The organism is Intrasporangium flavum (assembly GCF_001956915.1).
In the GTDB taxonomy this organism is placed as follows: Bacteria; Actinomycetota; Actinomycetes; order Actinomycetales; family Dermatophilaceae; genus Monashia; species Monashia flava.
Map to the genome: position 1 here is coordinate 172538 of NZ_MLJO01000013.1, position 24621 is coordinate 197158.

Annotated in this window: 27 protein-coding genes and 1 tRNA gene; 17 read left to right on the plus strand and 11 right to left on the minus strand. The window is 73.4% G+C overall.

Features of this window, described 5'->3' with window-relative positions:
* Nucleotides 1-15: 15 nt before the first annotated feature.
* Both modA and BIV28_RS11510 read right to left on the minus strand, forming a co-directional pair.
* Complete coding sequence (gene modA / locus BIV28_RS11505) at nucleotides 16-816, minus strand: molybdate ABC transporter substrate-binding protein (protein ID WP_076261945.1); 801 nt, start codon at nucleotides 814-816, stop codon at nucleotides 16-18.
* Nucleotides 813-1208 (minus strand): TOBE domain-containing protein, encoded by a 396-nt coding sequence (locus tag BIV28_RS11510; protein ID WP_076261948.1) that lies wholly within the window; start codon nucleotides 1206-1208, stop codon nucleotides 813-815. The genes modA and BIV28_RS11510 overlap by 4 nt, the downstream gene beginning before the upstream one ends.
* Before the next feature lie 138 nt (nucleotides 1209-1346).
* Here BIV28_RS11510 and BIV28_RS11515 point away from each other — a divergent pair, with 138 nt between their 5' ends.
* From BIV28_RS11515 to gabT, 5 genes are all read left to right on the plus strand, one after another.
* Nucleotides 1347-1754: an ArsR/SmtB family transcription factor gene (locus BIV28_RS11515; RefSeq protein WP_076261950.1), complete on the plus strand. Its 408-nt coding sequence runs from the start codon at nucleotides 1347-1349 to the stop codon at nucleotides 1752-1754.
* Entirely contained in the window at nucleotides 1751-2260 is a 510-nt protein-coding gene (locus BIV28_RS11520) for an SRPBCC family protein (protein WP_076261952.1), read from the plus strand. The genes BIV28_RS11515 and BIV28_RS11520 overlap by 4 nt, the downstream gene beginning before the upstream one ends.
* A 5-nt stretch (nucleotides 2261-2265) precedes the next feature.
* Nucleotides 2266-2706 (plus strand): VOC family protein, encoded by a 441-nt coding sequence (locus BIV28_RS11525; protein WP_076261954.1) that lies wholly within the window; start codon nucleotides 2266-2268, stop codon nucleotides 2704-2706.
* Between the two features lie 70 nt (nucleotides 2707-2776).
* Nucleotides 2777-3352, plus strand: a complete 576-nt coding sequence (locus BIV28_RS11530; RefSeq protein ID WP_076261956.1) for a dihydrofolate reductase family protein — start codon at nucleotides 2777-2779, stop codon at nucleotides 3350-3352.
* A 166-nt stretch (nucleotides 3353-3518) separates the two neighbouring features.
* Complete coding sequence (gene gabT, locus BIV28_RS11535; protein WP_207555931.1) at nucleotides 3519-4856, plus strand: 4-aminobutyrate--2-oxoglutarate transaminase; 1338 nt, start codon at nucleotides 3519-3521, stop codon at nucleotides 4854-4856.
* Nucleotides 4857-4945: 89 nt separating this feature from the next.
* Here the strand turns inward: gabT and BIV28_RS11540 are convergent, their stop codons facing one another.
* From BIV28_RS11540 to BIV28_RS11550, 3 genes are all read right to left on the minus strand, one after another.
* Nucleotides 4946-6358, minus strand: coding sequence for a ferredoxin reductase family protein (locus tag BIV28_RS11540; protein ID WP_076261958.1), 1413 nt, complete (start codon nucleotides 6356-6358; stop codon nucleotides 4946-4948).
* Nucleotides 6359-6550: 192 nt separating this feature from the next.
* The gene (locus BIV28_RS11545; RefSeq protein WP_076261959.1) at nucleotides 6551-7375 is read right to left on the minus strand and encodes an SGNH/GDSL hydrolase family protein; all 825 of its coding nucleotides are present in this window, start codon (nucleotides 7373-7375) and stop codon (nucleotides 6551-6553) included.
* The gene (locus tag BIV28_RS11550) at nucleotides 7372-8049 is read right to left on the minus strand and encodes a uracil-DNA glycosylase (protein ID WP_076262203.1); all 678 of its coding nucleotides are present in this window, start codon (nucleotides 8047-8049) and stop codon (nucleotides 7372-7374) included. The genes BIV28_RS11545 and BIV28_RS11550 overlap by 4 nt, the downstream gene beginning before the upstream one ends.
* A gap of 44 nt (nucleotides 8050-8093) precedes the next feature.
* Between BIV28_RS11550 and BIV28_RS11555 the strand changes: the two genes are divergently transcribed.
* From BIV28_RS11555 to BIV28_RS11580, 6 genes are all read left to right on the plus strand, one after another.
* Complete coding sequence (locus BIV28_RS11555; RefSeq protein WP_076261961.1) at nucleotides 8094-9275, plus strand: N-acetylglucosamine-6-phosphate deacetylase; 1182 nt, start codon at nucleotides 8094-8096, stop codon at nucleotides 9273-9275.
* A 25-nt stretch (nucleotides 9276-9300) separates the two neighbouring features.
* Complete coding sequence (locus BIV28_RS11560; RefSeq protein ID WP_076261963.1) at nucleotides 9301-9948, plus strand: HAD family hydrolase; 648 nt, start codon at nucleotides 9301-9303, stop codon at nucleotides 9946-9948.
* Between the two features lie 53 nt (nucleotides 9949-10001).
* A complete protein-coding gene (locus BIV28_RS11565; RefSeq protein ID WP_076261964.1) occupies nucleotides 10002-11363 on the plus strand; it encodes a pyridoxal phosphate-dependent decarboxylase family protein in 1362 nt (453 codons plus the stop codon).
* A gap of 342 nt (nucleotides 11364-11705) precedes the next feature.
* Nucleotides 11706-12005 (plus strand): nucleoid-associated protein NapA, encoded by a 300-nt coding sequence (locus BIV28_RS11570; RefSeq protein WP_076261966.1) that lies wholly within the window; start codon nucleotides 11706-11708, stop codon nucleotides 12003-12005.
* Nucleotides 12006-12101: 96 nt separating this feature from the next.
* A complete protein-coding gene (locus tag BIV28_RS11575) occupies nucleotides 12102-12566 on the plus strand; it encodes a GNAT family N-acetyltransferase (protein ID WP_076261967.1) in 465 nt (154 codons plus the stop codon).
* Nucleotides 12563-13645, plus strand: coding sequence for a P1 family peptidase (locus BIV28_RS11580; protein ID WP_076261969.1), 1083 nt, complete (start codon nucleotides 12563-12565; stop codon nucleotides 13643-13645). The genes BIV28_RS11575 and BIV28_RS11580 overlap by 4 nt, the downstream gene beginning before the upstream one ends.
* Nucleotides 13646-13651: 6 nt before the next feature.
* On the opposite strand, the gene BIV28_RS11585 is transcribed toward BIV28_RS11580, so the two are convergent.
* Complete coding sequence (locus BIV28_RS11585; RefSeq protein WP_076261971.1) at nucleotides 13652-14974, minus strand: M48 family metallopeptidase; 1323 nt, start codon at nucleotides 14972-14974, stop codon at nucleotides 13652-13654.
* Nucleotides 14975-15077: 103 nt separating this feature from the next.
* The gene (locus BIV28_RS11590; protein WP_076261972.1) at nucleotides 15078-15974 is read right to left on the minus strand and encodes an MBL fold metallo-hydrolase; all 897 of its coding nucleotides are present in this window, start codon (nucleotides 15972-15974) and stop codon (nucleotides 15078-15080) included.
* A 77-nt stretch (nucleotides 15975-16051) separates the two neighbouring features.
* On the opposite strand from BIV28_RS11590, the gene BIV28_RS11595 reads away from it, so the two are divergent.
* The 4 genes from BIV28_RS11595 to BIV28_RS11610 all read left to right on the plus strand — a co-directional run bounded on the left by BIV28_RS11595 (nucleotide 16052) and on the right by BIV28_RS11610 (nucleotide 19696).
* A complete protein-coding gene (locus BIV28_RS11595) occupies nucleotides 16052-16591 on the plus strand; it encodes a hypothetical protein (protein ID WP_207555932.1) in 540 nt (179 codons plus the stop codon).
* 96 nt (nucleotides 16592-16687) lie between these two features.
* Nucleotides 16688-17122: an HIT family protein gene (locus BIV28_RS11600; RefSeq protein WP_076261975.1), complete on the plus strand. Its 435-nt coding sequence runs from the start codon at nucleotides 16688-16690 to the stop codon at nucleotides 17120-17122.
* 251 nt (nucleotides 17123-17373) lie between these two features.
* Nucleotides 17374-19005 carry a chaperonin GroEL gene (groL, locus tag BIV28_RS11605; RefSeq protein WP_076261977.1) on the plus strand — a complete coding sequence of 544 codons (1632 nt, stop codon included), beginning with the start codon at nucleotides 17374-17376 and terminating at the stop codon, nucleotides 19003-19005.
* 154 nt (nucleotides 19006-19159) lie between these two features.
* Nucleotides 19160-19696, plus strand: a complete 537-nt coding sequence (locus tag BIV28_RS11610) for a DinB family protein (protein ID WP_076261978.1) — start codon at nucleotides 19160-19162, stop codon at nucleotides 19694-19696.
* Between the two features lie 143 nt (nucleotides 19697-19839).
* Here BIV28_RS11610 and BIV28_RS11615 read toward each other — a convergent pair whose 3' ends face one another.
* Nucleotides 19840-20130 carry a WXG100 family type VII secretion target gene (locus tag BIV28_RS11615; protein ID WP_076261980.1) on the minus strand — a complete coding sequence of 97 codons (291 nt, stop codon included), beginning with the start codon at nucleotides 20128-20130 and terminating at the stop codon, nucleotides 19840-19842.
* A 130-nt stretch (nucleotides 20131-20260) separates the two neighbouring features.
* On the opposite strand from BIV28_RS11615, the gene BIV28_RS11620 reads away from it, so the two are divergent.
* Complete coding sequence (locus BIV28_RS11620; RefSeq protein WP_076261982.1) at nucleotides 20261-21049, plus strand: DUF4031 domain-containing protein; 789 nt, start codon at nucleotides 20261-20263, stop codon at nucleotides 21047-21049.
* A 95-nt stretch (nucleotides 21050-21144) separates the two neighbouring features.
* Here the strand turns inward: BIV28_RS11620 and BIV28_RS11625 are convergent, their stop codons facing one another.
* On the minus strand, nucleotides 21145-21639 hold the full coding sequence (locus BIV28_RS11625) for a YajQ family cyclic di-GMP-binding protein (protein ID WP_076261984.1): 495 nt from the start codon (nucleotides 21637-21639) through the stop codon (nucleotides 21145-21147).
* 145 nt (nucleotides 21640-21784) lie between these two features.
* Here BIV28_RS11625 and BIV28_RS11630 point away from each other — a divergent pair.
* Nucleotides 21785-21865 (plus strand) — tRNA-Tyr (locus BIV28_RS11630).
* A gap of 185 nt (nucleotides 21866-22050) precedes the next feature.
* Here BIV28_RS11630 and BIV28_RS11635 read toward each other — a convergent pair.
* Entirely contained in the window at nucleotides 22051-23049 is a 999-nt protein-coding gene (locus BIV28_RS11635; protein ID WP_076261986.1) for an aldose epimerase family protein, read from the minus strand.
* A gap of 75 nt (nucleotides 23050-23124) precedes the next feature.
* Complete coding sequence (locus BIV28_RS11640) at nucleotides 23125-24615, minus strand: family 43 glycosylhydrolase (protein WP_076261987.1); 1491 nt, start codon at nucleotides 24613-24615, stop codon at nucleotides 23125-23127.
* Nucleotides 24616-24621: the final 6 nt, after the last annotated feature.

The window sequence follows — 24621 nt, forward strand, 5'->3', positions numbered from 1 at the left end:
CGGGCGGCGCACCGGTCAGGGCGCGCCGAACCCGAACGACTGCACGGTCGCCTGGCCCCTCGCGCTGAGGACGTAGGCCACGAACGCCTTCGTGGCGGCGTCGTCGGTCAGCGTGATGACGGGGTAGTCGAGCGTCGTGTTGTCCGCGGCCGGGATCTCGACGCCCTCGACCGCGTCCTTGGCCGACACGACGTCGGAGTGGTAGACGACGGCGGCGTCGGCCTCGCCGAGCTTGACCTTGGCGAGCGTCGCCTTGACGTCGACCTCCTTGCTCACGACGTTGGGCGTGATGCCGGCCTTGGTGAAGATCTTCTGGGCCGCCTTGCCGCACGGCACCGTGTCGGCGCAGAGGACGACCTTGACGTCGGGCCTGGCGAGGTCGCCGAGCGTGGCGACCTTCGCCGGGTTGCCCGGGGGCACGGCGATCTCGAGGACGTTGGTCGCGAAGTTCTTCGAGTCCTTGACCATGCTCTTGTCGAGGGGGTCGGCGGCTGCGGTGCCGGCGAGGGCGAGCACCGACGCAGGGGCGCCGTTGTTCGCCTGCTGCACGAGCGTCGCGCTCGAGCCGTAGGAGGTGTCGACGGTGACGCCGGGGTTGGCGGCCTCGAAGTCCTTCTTCAGCTGGTCGAAGGACTCGGTGAGCGAGGCCGCCGCGAGGACCGTGACGGTCCCCTGCAGCGACGCCGCCGAGGCACCGGACTTCCCCGGCTGTCCGGTGCCGTCGGCGGACGACGGGGTGGTGCTGCCGCAGGCGGACAGCAGCAGGGCCGCGAGCACGGTGGCGGCCGGGAGCAGGGTGGTGCGGGTTCGGCTCATGCGGGGACCTCCACGACGACATGGGTGGACTTGACCGAGGCGACCGCCACCGACCCGACCTCGAGGCCGAGGTCGTCGACGGACTCGCTCGACAGCAGGGAGACGATGCGGAACGGGCCGCACTGCATCTCGACCTTGGCCATGACGGTGTCCTTGGTGATGGCGGTGACGATGCCGCGCATCCGGTTGCGTGCGGACGCGCCCCCGATGGCGCCGACCGCAGCCGGATGCGCGAGCTCCTGGGCGACGGCGGCCAGCTGGGCGCCGTCGACGGTGCGACGGCCGGCCTCGTCGGTGCCGCCCGCGAGGCGTCCGGCGTCGACCATCCGGCGGACGGTGTCGTCGGAGACGCCGAGCAGGGCGGCGGCCTCGGTGATGCGCAGGTGCGGCATGGACGTGACTCTACACACGCAACTGCGGTCTTGTGGTGCGCTGTCCAGCCGCACGCGCTTTTCCGACCGAAGGGGGTTGACGGCGCGGGGGTCGTGCGGTGTAATCAATGTATCGATTGATCAAGGAGTCGGTTGACAATGATCCTCTCGCCGGTGTCCGAGGCCGACCTCGACCGCGCCTTCGCGGCCCTGGCCGACCCGGTGCGGCGCGCGATCATCGCCCGCCTCAGCCGGGGCGCCGCGACCGTCAACGAGCTCGCCGAACCGTTCGAGATCAGCAAGCAGGCCGTGAGCAAGCACATCCAGGTGCTCGAGCTCGCCGGGCTCGTCAGCCGGACCCGCGACGCCCAGCGCCGGCCGGTCCACCTCGAGGCCGCCCGCCTCGAGGCGCTGACCGCCTGGATCGACCGCTACCGCCTCGTGGCGGAGCAGCGCTACCGCAGCCTCGACGCCCTCCTCGAGCGCACCACCGCACCGGCCACCACGCCCGGCGCCACCAGCACCGCCCGCAGTGCCGACCAGTCCGACAAGGAGCAGCAGAAATGAGCAACCCCCTGAACATCGACGCGCCCGCCGGCGTGCCGTGGATCGACTTCACGCGCGAGTTCGACGCCCCCGTCGAGGCCGTGTTCAACGCCCACCGCGACCCCGAGCTCGTCCGCCAGTGGCTCGGCCCGCGCGGCTACGAGATGGTCGTCGAGCGCTGGGACTTCACCTCCGGTGGCGGCTACCGCTACACCCACCGCGACGGCGACAACGTCTACGCCTTCCGCGGCACCTTCCACACGGTGCGCGACAACGACCTCGCGATCCAGACCTTCGAGTTCGAAGGCGCGCCCGACGACGTCGCCATCGAGTTCATGCGCTTCGTCGACCTCGGCGACGGCCGCTGCCGGCTCGAGGGCCACAGCGTCGGCCCCACGGTCGAGGGCCGCGACATGATGATCCAGAGCGGCATGGAGAAGGGCATGGTCGAGGGCTACGAGCGCCTCGACGAGCTCGTCGCCGCCTCCTCCAGCACGCCCGCCGACGCCGCGTCGACGAACGGCTGAGCGCCGTGGACTGGACCCTCGAGGTCGTCATCGTCCCGGTCAGCGACCTCGACGCCGCGATCGCCTTCTACCGCGACCGGGTCGGCTTCCACCTCGACCACGACACGAAGAACGAGCACATGCACGTCGCCCAGCTGACGCCGCCGGGCTCGGGCTGCTCGATCGTGGTGGGGAGCCTGCCCCCGCAGCAGGAGATGGCGCCGGGCTCGCTCAAGGGCGTCCAGCTCGTCGTCGCCGACGCCGAGGCCGCCCGGGCCGAGCTGGTGTCGCGGGGCGTCGAGTGCTCGGAGGTCCAGGTCATCGACCCGCGCGACGGCGGCACGTTCTTCGGGTTCGCCGACCCGGACGGCAACACGTGGGCCGTGCAGCAGATCCGGGCCCGGGCCGACCGGCCCCTCATCCCCCTCGACCACCGGGGCCGGTTCGGCGAGGGCGTCGAGCTGTGACCCACCGGCCGGCGGCGCCACGACAGGGCGCGCCGCCGGCCGGCCCGAGCACCACCGGAGGAGAGCAGTCATGAGCACGGTCGTCTTCGACATCAGCACGTCGCTCGACGGGTTCGTCACCGCCGCACCGCAGACCGCCGAGGAGCCGCTCGGCCCGGGCGGGCTGGACCTGCACGCCTGGACCGCCGACCGCGAGTACCTCGACCGGGCGATCGCGGATCTCGGCGCCGTCATCGCCGGGCGCACCACCTATGACCACGCCATCTCGAGCTGGGAGGCGGACGGGCCGTCGGGGCCGGCTCGCCGCCCGGTCTTCGTCGTGACCCACGCCGCCCCGGACCCCGACGCGGTGCCCGCGGGCGGCGTCTACACGTTCGTCACCGACGGCATCGGGTCGGCGCTGGAGCAGGCGCGTGCCGCGGCGGGTGGCCGGACCGTCACCGTCATGGGCGGTGCCGACCTGGGCCGGCAGTACATCGCGGCGCGCCTGGTCGACGAGCTCTCGCTGCACGTCGCCCCGCGGCTCTTCGGGGCGGGCACGCCGCTGTTCGAGGGTCTCGACCTCGGACACGTGGAGCTCGAGCTCGTCGACTGCACGCCCGCCCCGGACGCGGTCCACCTGCGCTACCGGGTCCAGTCCGGGTAGGGCAGCCCGAACGAGTTGTTCGATGTCGAACTCTGCGTTCGGTGTCGAACGGCGCAGTGGACCACCGAGTTCGACACTCAACGCGGAGTTCGGCTACGGAATGAGTGGTATCCGGGGTGGCCACCCGCCTTTCGGGAACGCCGTCCCGGACGGCATACTGACGCGCATGAGCAGCGTCCCCCAGCAGCGCGTCCTCAAGACCGCGATCCCCGGCCCCCGCTCGGTAGAGCTCCAGCAGCGCAAGACCGCCGCCGTCTCTGCCGGTGTCTCCACCGGCCTGCCGGTCTACGTCGAGAAGGCCGGCGGGGGCATCCTCGTCGACGCCGACGGCAACCAGCTCATCGACTTCGGCTCCGGCATCGCCGTCACGACCGTCGGCAACGCGGCCCCGCGCGTCGTCGAGCGGGTCACCGAGCAGGTGGCCGACTTCACCCACACGTGCTTCATGGTGACGCCCTACGAGGAGTACCTGGAGGTGGCCGAGGCCCTCAACGAGCTGACCCCGGGCGACCACGAGAAGCGTTCGGCCCTCTTCAACTCCGGCGCCGAGGCCGTCGAGAACGCCGTCAAGGTCGCGCGCCACTACACCGGCCGCAACGCCGTGGTCGCCTTCGACCACGCCTACCACGGCCGCACCAACCTCACGATGGCGCTGACGGCCAAGAACATGCCGTACAAGCACAGGTTCGGCCCGTTCGCCGGTGAGGTCTACCGCGCGCCGATGAGCTACCCGTACCGCTGGCCGGGCGGCCCCGCCGACTGCGCCAAGGAGTCGTTCGACGTCTTCGTGTCGCAGGTGCACGCCCAGGTCGGCGAGGAGAACCTTGCGGCCGTCATCCTCGAGCCGATCCAGGGCGAGGGCGGGTTCATCGTGCCGGCGCCGGGCTTCGTCAAGCAGGTCGCCGAGTGGTGCCGCGAGAACGGCATCGTCTTCATCGCCGACGAGGTGCAGACCGGCTTCTGCCGCACCGGCGACTGGTTCGCGAGCGAGCACGAGGACGTCGTCCCCGACCTCATCACGACGGCCAAGGGCATGGCGGGCGGCCTGCCGCTCGCCGGCGTCACCGGTCGCGCCGAGATCATGGACGCCGTCCACGGCGGCGGCCTCGGTGGCACCTACGGCGGCAACCCCGTCGCGTGCGCGTCGGCCCTCGGTGCCATCGAGACGATGAAGGCCGAGGACCTGTGCGGCCGGGCCAAGCAGGTGGAGGGGCTCTTCGTGCCGCGGCTCGAGGCGCTCGCCGCGAAGTACCCGCAGATCGGCGACATCCGCGGCCGCGGGGCCATGCTCGCCGTCGAGCTCGTCAACGGCGAGGGCGACACGACGCCGAACGCCGCCCTCACCGGGGCCGTCAACAAGGCCTGCCACGCGGCCGGCCTCGTGACGCTGACGTGCGGCACCTACGGCAACGTCTTCCGCTTCCTGCCGCCGCTCGCCGCGAGCGACGAGCTGCTCTCCGAGGGTCTCGACGTCTTTGAGGAGGCGTTCGCCGCCAGCGTCTGACAGGCTGGAGCACGCAGCGAGGCCGACCCGCGTTCGTGGCGGGTCGGTCTCTGCGCGTCCGGCGGCGGTCGACGGGGCCGGGGGCGCCGTCAGACGACGTCGAACAGCTCGGTGTGGATGCGCCGCGACGGGGCGCCCCGGTCGCTGACGATCCGGGTCGCCGCCGCGACCATCGGCCCCGGCCCGCAGATGAAGTAGTCGACGCGCTCCTGCCGGCGCCGGCGCGGCAGCGCCGCCTCCAGCGTCTCCGTGGTGAAGCGCCCCACCTCCCCGTCCCAGTCCACCGGGGGCTCCTCGAGGATCTCGACGAGGCGCAGGTCCAGCTGCTCCTCGAGGTGCTCGCTGTCGGCGCGGTGCAGCATGTCGTCGGCGGTGCGTCCGGCGACGACGAGCAGCACCGGGCGGCGGTCGCCGCGGGCGGCCAGGGTGCGCAGCATGCTGAGCATCGGGGTGATACCGACGCCGCCGGCGATGAGGACGAACCGGTCCGAGCGCAGCCCGTCGAGGGTGAACGCCCCGTGCGGCCCGTCGAGGAAGACGTGCCGCCCCGGGCGCAGCCCCGCGACGATCTCGCTGAAGTCGCCCAGGCCCTTGATCGTGAACTCCTTGCGCCACGGCTCGGTCGCGTCGGAGGAGATGGTGAACGGGTGCTCCTCGAAGACGAACGGCGAGGCGCCGATCTTGAGCCAGGCGAACTGCCCCGGCCGGAACGGCACCCCGCGGTGCCCGACGGCCCGCAGCACGAGCGTCGTGGCGCCCGGGGCCGGGTGGCGCACCTCGTCGACGACGTACCGGTTGCGCAGCGCACGGAGCGGGCGCCAGACCCACCGGTGGGCGACGGCGAGGAGCATCGCGACGCCGAGGGCCACGAGCCAGTACCGCGTCTGGTCCCAGCGCGTCAGGTCCTGCAGCCACAGCACGTGCAGGGCCGTGGCGAGCAGGGCGACGTTGGCGAGCAGCACGTGCACGAGGCGCCAGCCCTCGTAGCGGGGGCGGCGACGCCGGCGGGTCAGCCCGAGCGTCACGAGTCCGAGGAGGGCGAGGGTCGCGATGCTCGCAGCCCACACGCGTGGTGGTGCGATGCGCAGGTCGAGCACGCCGAGGCCCGGCCCCGGCCGAAGCAGCACCGCGACCACGTGGGCCAGGACGAGGCCGACGGCGACGAGCGCGAGGGCCCGGTGGCTGCGCAGCAGCCGCTCGACGCCGAGGTAGCCCGTGATCGGGCGGAAGCGGCTCGGCAGGACGAACGTCAGCAGGAGCAGCGAGGCGGCTGCGAGCGCCGCGACGAGCGAGGTGACCCGCCAGAAGCCCTGGTGGGAGGACTCGGGGGCTGCCCAGAGGATCCGGAGCGGCACCCCGATGGCGGCGATGACGAGCAGCACCCACAGCGTCGGGGCGAGGAGGCGGCGGGTGGCGCCGCCCCGCAGGCGTCGCGGCGCCGCGCTCGACGGGGTCTGGGCAGAAGGGGACTCCGCATCCTCCGACGCCGGATCGCGGTGCACGGCGGCTCCTTCCCGCGCGCCGCGCTGCACCCGTCGGCGACCTCGCGCGGTGCGACAGCGGCAGCCTAGGAGCGGGCTCCCGTGCACGACTTCAAGGCAGCGTTAAGCCCGGCCTAAGGGCCCGGGGACGGACCGCCACCGATCGGGCGCATCGGGCGAAATGCCTGCGCCGCAAGGGTTCTCGCCGGGGGTTCAGTCCGTCTCGACCGGTGTGACGTCGGGCCGCTTGGCCGTGCGGTGGTCGCCGGACGAGCGGCCGGTGAGGCGCCGGTGCACCCACGGCCCGACGTACTCCCGGGCCCACTGGGCGTTGGCCTGCAGGGCATCGCGGCGGCTGATCGGGGGAGCGGGGTCGAGCGGCGTCTCCCACCCGGCCTCCGACGGGGTGTGGCCGAGCGCCTCGAGCGCGGCGAGGGAGACGCGTCGGTGGCCCTCGGAGGTCATGTGGATGCGGTCCTCGGACCACATCCGCCAGTCGCGCAGCGCGTGCAGGCCCCACTGGTCGATGACGTGGGCGCCGTTGCGCCGGGCGATGCTCCAGATGTTGGCCGAGTGGATCGCGGCGCGGCCGCGGGTGGCCTTGACGAGCGGCGCCTCGGCCGGGTCGACGGGGGTGGCCATGAGCACGTCGGCGCCGGTCGCCCGGATGCGGGCCACGGCGGCCTCGAGACGCGCGGCGAGGCCGTCGAGGTCGGCCTTGGGTCGCAGGATGTCGTTGCCGCCGCCGACGATGCTGACGAGGTCGGGCTCGAGCGAGAGCGCGTCGTCGAGCTGCGGGCCGACGACGTCGGCGAGCTTGCGCCCCCGGACGGCGAGGTTGGCGTAGCCGAAGTCCTGCCCCGCGGCAGAGGCGATCCCGGACAGGTGGGCGGCCAGACGGTCGGCCCAGCCGGCGAACTCCCCGTCGTGGGCGAAGGTCGGGTCGTCGTCGCACATGCCCTCGGTGAACGAGTCGCCGATCGCGACGAAGCGGGTCCAGACGCGCGGCACGTGGACGCCGGGTGCGGGCTGGGTCATGTCAGCCTCCAGTCGATGGGGTCGGCCCCCTGCGCGGCGAGCAGCTCGTTGGTGCGGCTGAAGGGCCGCGACCCGAAGAAGCCCGACCGTGCGGAGAGCGGTGAGGGGTGGGCGGACTCGATGCGGGGCACGTCGCCGAGCATCGGGGCGAGCGACTGCGCCTGGCGGCCCCAGAGGATCGCGACGAGCGGTCCGCCGCGCTCGACGAGGGCCGAGATCGCCTGCGTCGTCACGGTTTCCCAGCCCTTGCCCTGGTGGCTGGCCGGCTTGCCGGGGCGCACCGTGAGCACCCGGTTGAGCAGCATCACGCCGCGCCCGAACCACGGCGAGAGGTCGCCGTCGGCCGGCGTCGGAAGGTGCAGGTCGGTGCCGAGCTCGGCGTAGATGTTCTGCAGCGAGCGGGGCACGGGGCGCACGTCGGGGGCGACGCTGAAGCTGAGGCCGACGGGGTGGCCCGCCGTCGGGTAGGGGTCCTGGCCCACGACGAGCACACGTACGTCGGGCAGCGGCAGCGAGAAGGCGCGCAGCACGGCGTCGCCGGCCGGCAGGTAGCCGCGACCAGCCTGGACCTCGCCGCGGAGGAACTCGCCCATCGCGGCGATCGTGTCGGCGACGGGCTCGAGGGCGGGCACCCAGGTGGGATGGACGAGCTCGCTCAGGGGTCGCGCTGGCACGGCCACACGCTACCCCCGCGGCCGGTACGACAGAATCGACCCCGATGGACCTCACACTGCGCGGCCCCGCCCTCGTCGACGACACCGTCCTGCCCGACGTCCTCGTGCGGGTCGAGGGGGAGCGGATCGCGTCGGTCACCCCGCTCGCCCCCGGCGCCGAGCCGCCCCGCGACACCGCCGGAGGCCGCGTCGAGCGCGTCGAGCGCGTCGAGGGCACGCTGCTGCCGGGCTTCGTCGACATCCACTGCCACGGCGGTGGCGGCAGCGCCTTCACCGACCTGCGCGACGCCGCCGCCGAGGCCACGGCCCGCCACCACCACGAGCGCGGGTCGACGAGCGTCGTCGCGAGCCTGGTGACGATGAGCCCCGCCGACCTCGAGCGGGGTGTGGCGATGCTCGCCGAGCTCGCCGACGACGGGCTCGTCGACGGCATCCACCTCGAGGGGCCCTGGTTGGCCGAGGCGCGCTGCGGCGCCCACGACCCGGCGCTGCTGCGCGACCCCTCGCTCGCCGAGGTCGAGCGGCTCCTGCACCTCGCGCGCGGCCACCTGCGCCAGGTGACGCTCGCGCCCGAGCGCACACACGGCCTCGACGCCGTCCGCTGGTTCACCGACGCCGGCGTGCACGCGGCCGTCGGGCACACGACGGCGACGTTCGCGCAGGTCGAGCAGGCCCTGGCGGCCGGCGCCGACGTCGCGACCCACCTCTTCAACGGGATGGACCCGTGGCACCACCGCGAGCCGGGCGCCGTCGCCGCGATGCTGCGGGCCGCGGCGCGCGGCGCCGCGACGGTCGAGCTCATCGCCGACGGCGCGCACGTCTCCGACGACACGATGCGCACCGTCCTCGACCTCGTCGGCGTCGACCGCGTCGCCTTCGTCTCCGACGCCATGGCGGCCGCCGGCGTCGGCGACGGGCGGTACGTGCTCGGCGGGCTCGACGTCGTCGTCCGCGACGCCGTGGCCCGTCTGGCCCACGATCCGGACGGCTCGTCGCCGGGCTCGATCGCCGGCGGCACGGCCCACGTCCCCGACGTCGTCGCCCGGGCTGTGGGGGCCGGTGTGCCGCTGTCATCGGCCGCCCGCAGCGGGTCCGCAACTCCCGCAAGGGCGCTCGGCCTGCAGGGTCGTGGCGTGCTCACCGAGGGTGCGCGCGCCGACCTCGTCGTGGTCGACGCGTCGGCCCGGGTGGGGCGGGTCATGCGCGCCGGGCGCTGGCTCGGCTGAGCCGCCCAGGCCCTATTCTCGGCCGGTGACCAATCCCCGCTGGACCACCGCCGTCTTCGACCTCGACGGCACCCTCGCAGACACGATCCACCTCATCGTGGAGTCGTACCAGCACGCCTTCCGCACCGTGCTGGGCCGCGAGGAGGACCCCACCGTCATCCGCTCGTGGATCGGGCGCCCGCTCATCAACGCCTTCCGCGACCACTCGCCGGAGCACGCCGACGAGCTGTACGCGACGTACCTGCAGTGGAACGCCGACAACACCGAGCGGCTCATCCGCGGCTACGACGGCGTGCGCGAGGTGCTCGGCGACCTGCGCGCCGCGGGCGTCCGGGTCGGGGTCGCCACCTCCAAGCGCCGCGAGTCGGCCCAGCAGGCCATGGACATCCTCGGCCTGTCCGAGCACGTCGAGGACCTCGTGGCGATGGAGGACACCGAGCGCCACAAGCCCGACCCGACGCCGATCCTGCTGTGCCTCGAGCGCCTCGGCCGCGGCTCCAACGACGCGGTCTACGTCGGCGACGCCGTCGTCGACGTGCTCGCGGGCAAGGCCGCCGGCGTCGACACCCTCGCCGTCACGTGGGGCGCCGGCACGACCGAGGCCCTCTACGGCGTGCGCCCGACCGTCGTCGCCCAGGACGCCGCGGGCCTGCGCGAGGCCCTGCTCGGCTGAGCCGCGCCCCGCAGGGTGTCGGAGGACCCCCGCCGAGGCCCTAGCATCGGCGGGTGCACAGCTTCGACAAGGACGCCGACCACGTCGCCGTCGACAAGGTCCTGAGCTACGCGCGCGAGCGCCTCCTCATGGACCCGATCCCGCTCGACGGCGCCCAGACCGAGGAGTACCTCCACGCCGCGGTCGGCCAGACGATCACCCCGACGGGCCTCGGCTCGACGCGGGCCATGGAGCTCTTCGAGCACACGCTCGCCCCGGCCTGCCTGTCCACCGACCACCCGCGCTACCTGTCCTTCATCCCCTGCGCCCCGACGCGTGAGGCCGCGGCCTTCGACGTCGTCGTCGGCGCGTCGTCGATCTACGGCGGCTCGTGGATGGAGGGCGCCGGCGCGATCTACGCCGAGAACCAGGCGCTGCGCTGGATCGCCGACCTCGTCGGCCTGCCCGAGTCGGCCGGCGGCGTCTTCGTGCCCGGCGGTACCGTGGGCAACCTCTCGGCCCTCGTCGTGGCCCGGCACACGGCCCGGGCCAGGGCGGCCGAGGCCGGCACGGGTGCGCGTCCCTACCGCATCGCCGCCACCGACAACGCCCACTCCTCGGTCGTGTCGATGGCCGCCGTCATGGACGCCGAGGTCGTCGGCGTGCCCGTCGACGACAAGCTGCGCCTCACCGGGCCCGAGCTGCGGCAGGTCCTCGAGGAGCACGGCCCCGAGACCTTCTTCGCCGTCGTGGCCACCTCGGGCACGACGAACTTCGGCGTCGTGGACGACCTCGCCTCGGTGGCCGAGGTCTGCCGCGAGTACGGCATCTGGCTGCACGTCGACGGCGCGTACGGCGGCGCCGGGCTCGCCGCCCCGTCGGTGCGCCACCTCTTCGAGGGCATCGAGCACGCCGACTCCTTCATCGTCGACCCGCACAAGTGGCTCTTCGCGCCGTTCGACTGCTGCGCGCTGCTCTACCGCGACCCGCAGGTGGCCCGCGTCGCCCACACCCAGGAGGCCGGCTACCTCGACGTGCTGACCTCGGCGCCGGAGTGGAACCCGACCGACTACTCGATCGGCCTGACGCGTCGCGCCCGCGGGCTGCCGTTCTGGTACTCGCTCGCCGTCCACGGCACCGACGCCTACGTCGAGGCGATCGAGAGCACCCTCGCGGTGACCCGCTTCGCCGCCGAGGAGATCGGCCGCCGCTCCTACCTCGAGGTCGTCCGCGAGCCGGACCTGTCGGTCGTCGTGTTCCGCCGCCTCGGCTGGGCGCCGGAGGACTACGCGGCGTGGACCGACCGGCTGCTCGGGCAGGAGTTCGCCTTCGTCGTGCCGACGACCTTCCGCGGCGAGACCCTGACGCGCTTCGCCATCGTCAACCCGCACACGACGAAGGAGGACGTCTCGGCGATCCTCGATACGATGTCCTGACACCGCCCGGCCACCGGGTGGACAGGGGCGTCCACCGTGTGACGGATGCGGTCCTTGGGGCTGCTGTGACCGGTGTGGCAGCGTTGCCGAGATCGTCCCGCCGATTGCCGGCAACACCCCGGCGAGCCTCCCGCAGGCTGAATGACACCCCTGTCATTTGCGTCTAGGGTTGGCCCCGGAGCCAACGCAGCAGCACCCGTGCTGCTCACCGCCACCGGGGGTGGGTCGGCACCGGCGCGGCCCGTCCTCGAGGCGGCCGCACCGGAGCCAGGCCCCGCAGCGGGAGCACGACAGTCAGCAGGACAGCACGGACCGAGCCGCACGACGCGACGAGACGGGGACATGAGCACAGAACACGCCACGGCGCAGCCGCACCGCCACGACTCCGAGGGCGGCCTCAGCGCCCGCGACCTCGAGATCCTGGCGTTCGAGCGCCAGTGGTGGAAGTACGCGGGCTCGAAGGAGCAGGCCATCAAGGAGCTGTTCGACATGAGCTCCACGCGCTACTACCAGGTGCTCAACGCCCTCCTCGACGACCCGCAGGCCCTCGAGGCCGACCCGATGCTCATCAAGCGGCTGCGCCGGATGCGCGCCAGCCGCCAGCGCGCCCGCACGAGCCGGCGCCTCGGCATCAACGTCTGACGCGTCCCGCAGGTCCCGCTCGACCTCGGCATCCGCCGTCCGCGCGCCCGTGCGGACGTCCGTGCCGGCGCGCCCCCCGCGTGGTTCACTTCCCCCATGGCCGAGGTGACGATCCGCCGCGCCGGGGCCGACGACGCCTTCATCGTCGCCGCGCTGCACCTGCAGTTCGCCCGCGAGCTCGGCATGCCGTCCGAGCCGGGCTACCTCGACCGGTTCGTCGACGCGTGGCTGCAGGAGCGCCCCGACCGGCCCACCTGGATCGCCGAGAGCCGAGGCGAGCACGCCGGCATCCTCGAGACGCGCCGCATCCGGGCCCTGCCCTGGCCGGGCCGGCGCGACGTCAGCTGGCTGCACGTCGGCGGCCTCTTCGTCGCCCCCACCTGCCGTGACCGCGGCGTCGGTCGGGCGCTGACCGAGGCGATGATCGAGTGGTCGCGCTCCACCGACGTCAAGTGGATCCGCCTCAACGCCCCCGACGCCCAGGCGCAGGAGTTCTACGCCCGGCTCGGCTTCACCTCGCCGGGCACGCTCATGGAGTTCGACCTGAGGGACCCCTCGTGACCGCTCGCCCCGGCCCGACCAACTCGCTCGTCGACGTCGCCGGCCTGCGCGTCGGTCACGCCACGCGCGACGAGCCGGGCTGGCTCACCGGCACGACCGTCGTGCTGACGCCGCCCGGCGGTGCCGTCGCCGGCGTCGACGTCCGCGGGGGCGGGCCCGGCACCCGCGAGACCGACCTGCTCGACCCGCGCAACCTTGTCGACCGCGTCGACGCCGTCGTCCTCGGCGGCGGGTCGGCGCTCGGCCTCGCCTCCGTCGACGGGGTCGCGCGGGGCCTGCTCGCCGACGGCCGCGGCTGGCCGATGGGGGATGGCCGCGTCGTGCCGATCGTGCCGGGCGCGATCCTCTTCGACCTCGGCCGCGCGGGCACGTGGGAGCACCACCCGGGCCCCGACGAGGGCCGGGCCGCCTACGAGGCCGCGCGGGACGCGTCGGGCGACGACGCGCCCGCGCAGGGCTGCGTCGGGGCCGGCACCGGCGCCAAGGCCGGTGGCCTCAAGGGCGGGATCGGCTCGGCCAGCGTCGTGCTCGAGTCGGGTGTCACCGTGGCGGCCCTCGTGGCCGTCAACGCCGTCGGCTCGGCGGTCGACCCGGCCACCGGGGTGGTCCACGGCCTCCGGTACGGCCTCGGCGAGGAGTTCTCCGGCGTCGGCGCGCCCACGCCGGAGGAGGTCGAGGCAGCGCGCGAGCGGGGCGACGCCCTGGCGGCCGCCGGCGTCGCGATGCCCGGGCTGGCCACGACGATCGGGGTCGTCGCCACCGACGCCACCCTGACCAAGGCGCAGTGCGCCAAGCTCGCCGGGATCGGCCACGACGGGTTCGCCCGAGCCATCAAGCCGGTCCACACGCTCTTGGACGGCGACACCCTCTTCGCCCTCGCCACCGGCGGCGGCCCGGCACCCGACCCCGTCGGGCTGACGCTGCTCATGGAGGCCGGCGCCGACTGCGTCGCGCGGGCCATCGCGCACGCCCTGCTCGCCGCGACGTCGGTCGACCGCACCGCCGACGGCGGCGTCGCCCTGCGGTCGTGGCGCGACGCCTTCCCGTCGGCGACGCCGTCGCAACCCGACCTGGGGTAGATCGGCTCAGAGGTAGGTCTCGAGGAGGTCGTCGCGCACCGAGCGGGACAGGCCCCGACGCAGCCCGGCCAGCTCGGCGCTCGCCGCGACCTCGAGCGCGTCGAGGGACCCGAGGGAGCCGGTGGCGTCGCCGCCCAGGGCGACCGACGGCGCGCCGGGCAGTGCCTCGAGCAGGCTGATCCGCAGGTCGTCGCGCGGGTGGGAGTCGTCCCAGCGGCGGCCCGACTCGGCCGCGAGACGGCGCGCCGCGGCGAGCTGGGAGGGCCCGAGCGCCGGGCGGGCGGCCACGGCCTCGAGCGCGTCGAACGGGTCCTCGCCCCGGCGCACCGCCGCGGCGACCGTGGTGTGCACGCCGGGCAGGCCGCTCACGGTGAACAGGAGGCGGAGCACCGCAGCCGGGCCCGCCACGCGCGCGGCGGCCAGGTCGGCCAGGTACTCGCGCCGCTGGGCATCGACCGCGGCGAGGCGCTCGAAGCCGAGCAGCAGCGCGACGAACGGCAGCGACACGACCCGGAGCAGGGCGGTGCCCATCCGGTTGCCGAAGGCGCTGGAGACCCCGACCGTCGGGCACAGCCACTCGAGCTCGCCGTAGGAGCCGCGGGGCAGCGGGACGAGCAGCGAGGCGAGCCGTTCGAGGATGCCGTGGGCCCGGTCGACGAGCGCCGCGGCCACCGTGTCGCGACCCCGGAGGTGGCCGAGCTCGTGGGCCAGCAGCGCGAGCCGCTGCTCCGGACGCAGCATCGTCCACAGCGGCAGCCCGACGACGAGCGCGGGACGCATGCGCCAGCCGATCGTCGCGACGTGCGCGGACAGCCCGCCGTCGACCGCGACGACGGCCGGCGCCGGAGTGCCGACCGCCTGCGCCACGGCCGAGACGAACCGGTGCGTCGCCGGGTGCGACGACGCGTCGAGCGCCTCGGCCTCGAGGCGGACCGGGCGCGGCGCGACGTACGCGACGACGACCCAGCCGAGCACGACGAGCACCCAGCCCCACAGGCCCTTGTCGGCGAACGAGGCCCGGGCCAGCAGCACGACGGCGGCGAGCGAGAGCACGAGCACGACGACCGACGCGGCGACGACCGCGGTGCCCTGCGCCGTGCGCGTCGCGGGCGCCCGGCCCGACGTGACGAGCCGGACGAGCTCGGCGTGGCTGTCCTGCGCCGCCCGGTCGACGGCCTCGCGCCGGCGCCGCGCGAACCACGGCTCCCGGGCCTGCGGGGGCGCGTGCCGGGCCGTGGTCGGAGCTGTGGGGGAGGCCGACGCGGTGACTGTGGGCGTTGCGGCGGTGGTGGCCGGCGCGTCGGGCGGGGCGGCGGGCAGGTCGGACACGGGGCTCCTCTGGCGTCGGGTGAGCGCGGGAACTCTAGCCGCGCGTCGACGCCGGTGTGTCCGGTTCGCCGGGATCCGTGCAGGTTCCTGCAGGTGCCGTCCGTCAGCTCGGCCGGGGGAGCTGGGCGTACCCGCGTCGGAAGGCGTCGGCGAGCCCCTCGACCGGGTAGGGCAGCCGCGCGTCGGCCTCGCGCAGCGCGTCGTCGAGGGCGACCCCGGCGTCGCGGCGCTCGCGGACGAAGGTCGCCACCGTGGCGACCTCGTCACGCTGCCGGGCGACGAAGGCGACGTCGACGGGTCGGCCGTGCCCGGGCACGACGACCGTGTGGTCAGCGGTCTCGACGAGGTGGGCCGAGAGCGTGTCGGCCCAGTCGAGCGGCCAGGAGTCCTCGCCGAAGGACGGCGGGGCGCTCTCCTCCACGAGGTCACCGAGGAACAGGACGTCGGTGTCGGGCACCGTGACGCCGATGTCGCCGTCGGTGTGGCCGCGGCCGCGCCAGGCCATCGTCACGCACCGGTCGCCGAGGTCGATCGTCGCGTGCGAGCCGAAGGTGCGGTCCGGACGCCGGATGCGCGTCGCGAGCAGGTCGGCGACGTCGCGTGCCGTGTACCCGGCCTCCGGCGCGTCGCCCGGGTCGGCCCGGAAGAGGTCCTTGTAGTGCGCGGCGTGGGCGGCGAGGGTGCGCCCGACGTTGTCGTGGGCGTGCACCGTCGCGGCCTCGAAGGCGACGTTGCCGAAGGTGTGGTCGAAGTGGACGTGGGTGTTGACGACGTGCGTCACGACGATGTCGCGACCGAGCCGGCGCACGTCGTCGAGGACGCGCCGGCCCTGCGGGCCGCTCGCGCGGGTGTCGACGACGACCGCGCCGTCGCGGCCCAGGACGAGGCCGACGTTGACGTCCCACTCGGGGTAGCGCGCGACGAGGACCCGGTCGGCGACCTCGACGAACCCGGCGGGGCGGGACTGCTGCGCGGGTGTGATCCGCGTCTCGGAGTCCATGCGCGCCACGCTAGCCGTCCGCGGCCCGTGTGGGCTCGGGAGGCGCGTCGCGCGCGATTCGTCTAGTTTTGGGGCCCATGTCCTTCGACTCCGGGGCCCGCCCTCCACGCGCCAACCGTCGTCTCGTGCTCCTGCTGTCCGCGCTCGCCGCCATCGTCCTGGCCGGGGTCGGCGGCGTCGCCCTCTTCTCGGGCGACAGCTGGCGCGACGAGGCGATGTCGTCCGGCGTCTTCCCGAGCCTGCCCGGCAGCGAGTTCTCGAGCACCGAGACCGACGAGCCCTGGTGGACCTCCTCGGGCGACGCGTCCTCCTCGACCTCGAGCGTCGTCGTCACGACCTCGCCCGACGGCACCGTCACCATCGTGCCCGTCACGGCGCCGCCGACGGCCACGTCGAGCACGAGCGCCGTCCCGACGAGCACCGCCCCGGCGCCCGTGCCGACGACGACCCAGGCGCCGCCGCCGCAGACGGGCACGCCGACGCCGTCACCGTCCTCGCCGAACGGCCCGAAGCCGAAGCCCAAGCCGACGAAGTCGAGCCCGCCGCCGCCCCCGCCGTCGCCGACTCCCTCGCCGACCTCGAGCGACCCCGGCTGCTGGCTGCTCATCATCTGCTGACGCCCGGGGGCGGCGCCGGGCCGTTCGTCGGTCCGGCATGCCCCGGCGTGCCCACGGCGTGCCCCCGGCGTCACCTCGGCATGGCAGCCTGAGCGCATGGACTGCGTCTTCTGCTCCATCGTCGCGGGCGACCTCGCGGCCGACGTCGTGCTCGACGAGCCGGACCTGCTCGGCTTCCTCGACCGCCGACCGGTGTTCAAGGGGCACGTCCTGCTCGTCCCGCGGCGCCACGTCGACACGCTCCTGGACCTGCCGGCGTCGCTGCACGCGTCCCTGCTCGGGGCCGCGCAGCGGCTCGCCGGCGCGGTCGTCGAGGGGCTCGGCGCCCAGGGCAGCTTCGTGGCCATGAACAACGTCGTGAGCCAGTCGGTGCCGCACCTGCACGTCCACGTCGTGCCGCGGACCAAGGGCGACGGCCTGCGCGGCTTCTTCTGGCCGCGCACGACCTACGCGTCAGAGGCCGAGTCGGCCGAGTACGCCGCCCGCCTCGCGGGTGCGCTCGCGCCCCCGGCCGAGCCGGCGCGCACCTGACGCGTCGAGGTGCGCGCCCGGCCGGCACCGCCCGGTGCTCGGGCCGGCCTGCGCCGGGGGTGCCCGCTGTTTGCACTCTCAGGGTGCGAGTGCCAATAATGGCGTTAGCACTCTCCCTGTGGGAGTGACAGAACTGGGCCGCACGCCGAGGGGCTCGGTCCCGCAGCGACGTGAGCTGCCGGGTCCGGCCCCGTCCGTCGCGGGCGTCGTGCGGGCCGCCACCAACGATTCGCGTGGGAGGAACCACCCGAATGGCCAAGACCATTGCGTTTGACGAAGAGGCCCGTCGCGGTCTCGAGCGCGGCATGAACATCCTCGCCGACGCCGTCCGCGTCACCCTCGGCCCGAAGGGCCGCAACGTCGTCCTGGAGAAGAAGTGGGGCGCCCCCACGATCACCAACGACGGCGTCTCGATCGCCAAGGAGATCGAGCTCGACGACCCGTACGAGAAGATCGGTGCGGAGCTCGTCAAGGAGGTCGCCAAGAAGACCGACGACGTCGCCGGTGACGGCACGACGACGGCCACCGTCCTCGCCCAGGCCATGGTGAAGGAAGGCCTGCGCAACGTGGCCGCCGGCGCCAACCCGATGGCCCTCAAGCGCGGCATCGAGAAGGCCGTCGAGGCCGTCTCGGCCTCCCTGCTCGACTCCGCCAAGGAGATCGAGACCAAGGAGCAGATCGCCTCCACCGCCAGCATCTCGGCGGCTGACGAGGAGATCGGCGGCCTCATCGCCGAGGCGATGGACAAGGTCGGCAAGGAAGGCGTCATCACCGTCGAGGACTCCAACACCATGGGCCTCGAGCTGGAGATGACCGAGGGCATGCGGTTCGACAAGGGCTACATCTCGGCCTACTTCGTCACCGACACCGAGCGCATGGAGACCGTCCTCGACGACGCGTACGTCCTCGTCGCGAACAGCAAGATCGGCTCCGTCAAGGACCTTCTGCCCCTCCTCGAGAAGGTCATGCAGTCGGGCAAGCCGCTGCTCATCATCGCCGAGGACATCGAGGGCGAGGCCCTCGCGACGCTCGTCGTCAACAAGATCCGCGGCACCTTCAAGTCCGTCGCCGTCAAGGCTCCGGGCTTCGGCGACCGTCGCAAGGCGATGCTCACCGACATCGCGATCCTCACCGGCGGCCAGGTCATCTCCGAGGAGGTCGGTCTCAAGCTCGAGAACGCCACCCTCGACCTGCTCGGCAAGGCTCGCAAGGTCGTCGTCACCAAGGACGAGACGACCATCGTCGAGGACGCCGAGGACCGCAGCCAGATCGAGGGCCGCATCGCCCAGATCAAGGCCGAGATCGAGAAGTCGGACTCCGACTACGACCGCGAGAAGCTCCAGGAGCGCCTCGCCAAGCTCGCCGGCGGCGTCGCCGTCATCAAGGCGGGCGCGGCCACCGAGGTCGAGCTCAAGGAGCGCAAGCACCGCATCGAGGACGCCGTCCGCAACGCGAAGGCTGCCGTCGAGGAGGGCATCGTCGCCGGCGGTGGCGTGGCCCTCATCCAGGCCGCCAAGGCGCTCGACGCCCTGACGCTCGAGGGTGACGAGGCCACCGGCGCGAACATCGTCCGGGTCGCCACGGAGGCCCCGCTCAAGCAGATCGCGATCAACGCGGGTCTCGAGGGCGGCGTCGTCGCGGAGAAGGTGCGCGGTCTCGAGGCCGGCAGCGGCCTCAACGCCGCCACCGGCGCCTACGAGAACCTCCTCGAGGCGGGCATCATCGACCCGGTCAAGGTGACGCGCTCTGCCCTGCAGAACGCCGCCTCGATCGCGGCGCTGTTCCTCACCACCGAGGCCGTGATCGCCGACAAGCCCGAGAAGGCTGCCCCGGCGATGCCGGGTGGCGACGACATGGGCGGCATGGGCGGCATGGGCTTCTGAGCCCTGCCTGAGACCCACCGCATCGCCCGGGCCACGGCCCGTCGAACTGACCGGAGGGCGGTTCCCCACCAGGGGAGCCGCCCTCCGGCGCGTCCGGGCCGGACGGCGGAAACCCGGTCGTCCGGGCACCCGGGGCGGCGCTAGCGTCGCGTGCATGCCGACCCCGACCGGACGCCGACGCCCGCCCTTCGTCGCCGACGAGCGCACCCAGCTCGTCGGGTGGCTCGACCTGCAGCGCGAGATCGTGCGCTGGAAGTGCGAGGGGCTCTCCGACGCCGACGCCCACCGCGTCGTGCTGCCCACGTCCCCGCTCATGACGGTGGCCGGCATCGTCAGCCACCTGCGGTGGACCGAGAACACGTGGTTCGAGGTCGCCTTCCTCGACCGGCCCGAGGACGGGCCGCAGTTCGACGAGCCCGACGACGGCAGCGACGAGGACCTCGACAACGACATGCGTGTGGAGGGTGTGCCGCTCGCCCAGCTGCTCGCGGACTACGAGCGGCAGTGCGCGCTGTCGAACGAGATCATCGCCGCGCACTCGCTGGACGACGTGGGCCGGCACGAGTCGTGGCCCTCGGGCACGGCGAGCCTGCGCTGGATGCTGCACCACATGCTCGAGGAGACCGCGCGGCACCTCGGCCACCTCGACATCGTCCGCGAGCTGCTCGACGGCGGTCGCGGGTACTACTGACCGCGCGCGTCCCCGTCTCGGCCTGCAGCGTGGAGGCGCGATCGCGCCGGGTCGGCTCACCCGTAGGGGCGGGGAGCCGACCCGGCGCGCGGGCCGGCGACGGGGGAGGGCCGGCCGGCCCGGTCAGGGCGGGTGATGGGGAGTCAGCGGGCGAAGAGGGCCCGGGTCGCGGTCTCGTGCTCGGCGTAGGCCTGCGAGGCCTTGAGCGTCAGCCGGCCGACGTCGCCGAGCGACTCGGTCATCTGGGCCTGGACGCGCTGGTAGTCGGCCATGACGCGCTCGAACTCGACCTTGGCCGGGCCCTGCCAGTCGCCGCCGAGGCCGGCGAGGCGGCCCCGTAGCTCGGCGGCGCTGCTCGTGATGGAGTCGGCGAGGCGGTTGATGTCGGCCGCGGCGGCGGCGATGCGCTCGGTGTCGACGACGGAACGGGTCATGGTGTCCTCCTGCTCGATCGGGTGGCCGACCGGTCGGTGGCCTCAGGTCGAGGCTAGGTCGGTGCCGCGACACGCGTCGGGCGTCATCCACAGGCGCGGGCGCCGGCGTCCTGGCCTAGGCTCACGACTCATGACCGTGTGGATCGACCAGCCGATCTGGCCCGCCCACGGCAGGCTCTTCGCGCACCTGGCCAGCGACACGTCCTACGAGGAGCTGCACGCCGTGGCCCGCGCCGCGCAGCTGCACCCGCGGGCCTTCGACGGCGACCACTACGACGTGCCGGACGCGCGCTGGCAGGACGTCGTCGACGCCGGCGCCACCCCGACCGACGGCGCCGACCTCGCCCGCCGGCTCAACGCGTCGGGGCTGCGGCTGCGCAAGCGCAAGCGCGACCGCGGCGTCCGACGCATCCTCGACGTGACGTTCCCCAACGGGGCGAGCGACGTCGACCTCGTCGCCTCCGACGAGCCGCTCGACCCCGCGCGGGTCCTCGCGGCCATGGTCTTCGTGCGCGACCGCCGCGGCGACTTCGTCGTCGTGCACAGCGTCAGGCGCGGCGAGTGGGGCTCGCCGGGCGGCTGGCGCGAGGGCGACGAGACGCCGGTCGAGAACGCGGTGCGCGAGACGTTCGAGGAGACCGGACTGCGCCTGCGCCACCCCGACGTGCTGCCTTGCGGCTACGAGCGGTTCACGCCGAAGACCGACGACAACGTCTTCGGGCGCGACAAGCCCTACCTCCAGGTCTTCCGCACCCGGCTCGAGGACGTCCGACCCGCCCTGACCGACGGCGACGACGGCATCCACGAGACGCGGTGGGTGACGCCGCAGGAGTACGCGCAGCTGTGCGGGCGCCTCTTCTGGTGGCCGCTCGCCGTCGAGGTGTTCCCCGACCTCCGGGGCCTGGCGCCCACCGCCTGACCCTCGAACGAGACGACGCGTGCCGCCCACCGGGGTGGACGGCACGCGTCGGTGTTCAGGGCTGGTTCGCCTGCGGGGCAGGCGGGCCCGCGAGATCAGCGCTGGTTGGTGAAGTTCAGGGCGACGTCGAGGTCGGCCTCGCGCAGGAGGCGCTGCACGGCCTGGAGGTCGTCGCGCGACTTGCTCGAGACGCGCAGCTCGTCGCCCTGGATCTGGCTCTTGACGCCCTTGGGGCCCTCGTCGCGGATCAGCTTGTTGATCTTCTTCGCGTTCTCCTGGGAGATGCCCTCCTTGAGGGGCGCGTCGAGGTGGTACTCCTTGCCCGAGATGCGCGGGCCGGCCTCGGGGACGTCGAGGTGCTTGAGGCTGACCTTGCGCTTGACGAGGTGGGTCTGCACGACGTCGAGCACTGCGAGGCAGCGCTCCTCGGTGTTCGCCTTCATCTTGATGACGTCGCCGGCGAGGTCGACGGACGCGCCGACGTTCTTGAAGTCGTAGCGCGTCGCGATCTCCTTGCTCGCGCTGTTGACCGCGTTCGCGATCTCCTGCTTGTCGAACTTGCTGACGATGTCGAAGGAGGAGTCGGCCATCGGTGGGGTCCTTCCGCATGCTGTGGTCTGGGCTGCCGGGGCGGCGTGGCAGGGCTTCTCGCGAGGCCCGCGGACACGACGAAAGCGTCGTCGAGGCCCGATTCGGACCGCGCCCGATCTCTTGCTATCCTTCCAGACGCACCAAGGCAGGTTGCCCGAGCGGCCAATGGGAGCGGACTGTAAATCCGTCGCGAAAGCTTCGAAGGTTCGAATCCTTCACCTGCCACCCAGTGCCCCGAGAGGCCCTGACCAGCGGAGACGCCGGTCAGGGCCTCTCGCATGTACGGCGCGGGGGCATCTGGCGCCTCTGATTGCGCGGGTCGGGCCCGCAGCCGCAGAGGTCCTGGGCTCCTGCCGGACTCGAGGAGCGGGGCCGAAGACGGCCGTGGGCGGTCGCGGGCGGCCGAAGCCTCAGGACAGGCGCCAGACGGTCGTCGAGCGGAACACCTCGCCGGGGCGTAGCACGGTCGAGGGCAGGTCGGGCCGGTTGGGGGCGTCGGGGAAGCCCTGGGTCTCGAGTGCGATGCCGGCTCGGGGGCCGTACCGCCGGCCGGACAGCCCGATGATCGTCTCGTCGAAGTGGCCGCCGGTGTAGACCTGCACGCCCGGCTGGTCGGACTCGACGGTGAGGGTGCGCCCGCTGCGGCCCGTGAGGACGGCGGCGGTGCGCATGCCGGAGCCGCGCACGACGAAGTGGTGGTCGAGCCCGCGGGCCCGCCGCAGCTGTTCGTGGTCGTGCTGCAGGACGGTGCCGATGCGGCGGGGGGACCGCCAGTCGAGTGGCGTGCCGGTCACGGGGGCGAGGCCGGTGGGCAGCAAATCCGGTCGCACGGGTGCCACGGTGTCGGCCTCGACACGCAGGACGTGGTCGTCGACGCTGCCGGACCCCTCGCCGTCGAGGTTGACGTACGCGTGGTTGGTGAGGTTGACGACGGTGGCGCGGTCGGTCGTGGCGGTGTAGTCGAGGCGGACGGTCCTCGGCCCGATGCTGTAGGTGACCTCGGCGTCGAGCCGGCCGGGGAAGCCCTGGTCGCCGTCGGGGCTGGTCAGCCGCAGCCGCACGTGGTCGGTGGCGGCGTCCTCGACGGTCCAGACGCGTCGGTCGAAGCCGTCGGCCCCGCCGTGCAGGGTGTTCGGGCCCTCGTTCGTCGTGAGGGAGTACGTCGTGCCGTCGAGGGCGAACCTGCCGCCGGCGATGCGGTTGGCGTACCGACCGACGACAGCGCCGAGGTAGCCGCCGCCGGTGGCGTAGGTGCCGGCGTCGCGGTGCCCGAGGACGACGTCGACCGGGCCGTCGGAGTGGCCGTCCTGGACGACGAGCCGGCGCACGGCGGCACCGGCCGTCAGCACCTCGAGAGTGAGCCCGTCGGAGACGAGCTCGATGCTGGCGGGGCGGTGGACGGTCGACATGGGTTCTCCTGTCTGCGTAGAGATCTCGGGCGAGGTGCCGGGCGGCCCGTCGCGGGCCGCCCGGCGCCGGACGGGTCAGCTCGGCAGGAAGGTCGACTTCGAGCCGGACGCCGGAGCGACGGTCAGCCGGCCCTTGTCGTGCCGCACGTAGAGCGTCGGGTCGGCGACCGTGCGCAGCGACAGGCCCTTCGGCGTGGCCAGGCCCGGCAGCCGCACGAAGCTCGCGTCCGTGGCGAACGTCGCCCCGGTGTCGACCGGGTCGATCCGCAGGCTCGAGCCGGTGACGCGCACGTAGCGGTCGGGAAAGTTGACCGACTGCAGCGACACGGTGTCACCGCCGGCCAGGCCCGCGACGAAGCGGAACTGGCTGTCGGCGAGCTCCCGGACGTCGGCGTCGACCCGCAGCCCGTACTCGTAGTGGCGCACGAAAGAGCTCGACGCGTCGCCGGGCGAGAGCCGCAGGATCGGCCCGCCGACGCCGACCGGGACCCCGAAGAGTGGTGTGCCGTCGGGGTGCCAGTAGAGCCGCTGGGCGCGGGCGTGCCGGTTGGGGTCGTAGAGAGGGTCGCCGACGATGTCGCGGTAGTCGCGCGCGTGGTAGACGAGCACGTCGGTGACGCCGTCCTCGGCCACGGTGAAGCTGTTGTGACCCGGGCCGTACTGGCGGGTCTGCTCGTTCGTGGTGAACACGGGGTCCGGGCTCTTGGTCCAGGACCGGTGGTCGAGCAGGTTGGCCGACGCGTCGGCGGTGAGCAGCCCCATGCAGTACCGGGCGTCGGTGGCGCTCGCCGAGAACGTGAGGAAGACCTTCCCGTTGCGGACGAGGACCGCTGGTCCCTCGTTGACCTTGTACCCCTGTACCTCCCAGGGCAGCGTCGGGGTCGCGATGCGCACCGGGTCGGTGGCGAGCGCGAACGGCGAGGCCATCTCGGCGATGTAGAGGCTCGTGTTGACGGCGATCTCCGGCTCGCTCTGGGCCCACACGAGGTAGCGGCGTCCGGCGTGCTCGAACGTCGTCGAGTCGAGCGAGAACGACTGCCACGGCGTCAGGATCTGCCGTGGCGCGCCCCAGCCGGCGGGCTCCCGCGGGTCGGCGAGGTTCGACTCCATGACGTACATGCGGATGTTGAAGACGTTGCCGGCGTCGCCCGCGGCGAAGTAGACGTACCAGCGTCCGTCGATGCGGTGCAGCTCGGGCGCCCAGATGTGGCCGCCCATCTGGCCGGTCGACGGGCGGCGCCAGATGACCGACTCGCTCGCCGTGCCGAGGCCGGCGATGGTCGGCGCACCCCGGACGACGACCCGGTCGTACTCCGGCACCGAGCCGGTGAAGTAGTACGTGCCGTCGACGGGACGCGTGACGAACGGGTCGGCGCGCTGCCACACGAGCGGGCTCACGGTGGGGGCGCCGTAGACCTCGGCGTCGGTGCGTGCGGGCGTGGGCGCGGCCAGGGCGCGTCCGGACAGGGCGGGGACGGCCAGCCCCGTTGCGGCCAGGGCGAACCCGCCCTGCAGGAGCGTGCGCCGGGCGATGGCGTGGTGCAGCTGGGTGCGTGCGTCGTTCATGGTCGG

Excerpts from the sequence above, each read along its gene's own strand:
- modA (WP_076261945.1), bottom strand. The coding sequence starts at position 816 with ATGAGCCGAACCCGCACCACCCTGCTCCCGGCCGCCACCGTGCTCGCG.
- groL (WP_076261977.1), top strand. The coding sequence starts at position 17,374 with ATGGCCAAGACCATTGCGTTTGACGAAGAGGCCCGTCGCGGTCTCGAG.
- BIV28_RS11595 (WP_207555932.1), top strand. The coding sequence starts at position 16,052 with ATGTCCTTCGACTCCGGGGCCCGCCCTCCACGCGCCAACCGTCGTCTC.
- BIV28_RS11575 (WP_076261967.1), top strand. The coding sequence starts at position 12,102 with ATGGCCGAGGTGACGATCCGCCGCGCCGGGGCCGACGACGCCTTCATC.
- BIV28_RS11520 (WP_076261952.1), top strand. The coding sequence starts at position 1,751 with ATGAGCAACCCCCTGAACATCGACGCGCCCGCCGGCGTGCCGTGGATC.
- BIV28_RS11510 (WP_076261948.1), bottom strand. The coding sequence starts at position 1,208 with ATGCCGCACCTGCGCATCACCGAGGCCGCCGCCCTGCTCGGCGTCTCC.
- BIV28_RS11570 (WP_076261966.1), top strand. The coding sequence starts at position 11,706 with ATGAGCACAGAACACGCCACGGCGCAGCCGCACCGCCACGACTCCGAG.
- BIV28_RS11590 (WP_076261972.1), bottom strand. The coding sequence starts at position 15,974 with ATGGACTCCGAGACGCGGATCACACCCGCGCAGCAGTCCCGCCCCGCC.
- BIV28_RS11635 (WP_076261986.1), bottom strand. The coding sequence starts at position 23,049 with ATGTCGACCGTCCACCGCCCCGCCAGCATCGAGCTCGTCTCCGACGGG.
- BIV28_RS11620 (WP_076261982.1), top strand. The coding sequence starts at position 20,261 with ATGACCGTGTGGATCGACCAGCCGATCTGGCCCGCCCACGGCAGGCTC.
- BIV28_RS11615 (WP_076261980.1), bottom strand. The coding sequence starts at position 20,130 with ATGACCCGTTCCGTCGTCGACACCGAGCGCATCGCCGCCGCCGCGGCC.
- BIV28_RS11530 (WP_076261956.1), top strand. The coding sequence starts at position 2,777 with ATGAGCACGGTCGTCTTCGACATCAGCACGTCGCTCGACGGGTTCGTC.
- BIV28_RS11625 (WP_076261984.1), bottom strand. The coding sequence starts at position 21,639 with ATGGCCGACTCCTCCTTCGACATCGTCAGCAAGTTCGACAAGCAGGAG.
- BIV28_RS11515 (WP_076261950.1), top strand. The coding sequence starts at position 1,347 with ATGATCCTCTCGCCGGTGTCCGAGGCCGACCTCGACCGCGCCTTCGCG.
- BIV28_RS11640 (WP_076261987.1), bottom strand. The coding sequence starts at position 24,615 with ATGAACGACGCACGCACCCAGCTGCACCACGCCATCGCCCGGCGCACG.
- BIV28_RS11545 (WP_076261959.1), bottom strand. The coding sequence starts at position 7,375 with ATGACCCAGCCCGCACCCGGCGTCCACGTGCCGCGCGTCTGGACCCGC.
- BIV28_RS11600 (WP_076261975.1), top strand. The coding sequence starts at position 16,688 with ATGGACTGCGTCTTCTGCTCCATCGTCGCGGGCGACCTCGCGGCCGAC.
- BIV28_RS11610 (WP_076261978.1), top strand. The coding sequence starts at position 19,160 with ATGCCGACCCCGACCGGACGCCGACGCCCGCCCTTCGTCGCCGACGAG.
- gabT (WP_207555931.1), top strand. The coding sequence starts at position 3,519 with ATGAGCAGCGTCCCCCAGCAGCGCGTCCTCAAGACCGCGATCCCCGGC.
- BIV28_RS11555 (WP_076261961.1), top strand. The coding sequence starts at position 8,094 with ATGGACCTCACACTGCGCGGCCCCGCCCTCGTCGACGACACCGTCCTG.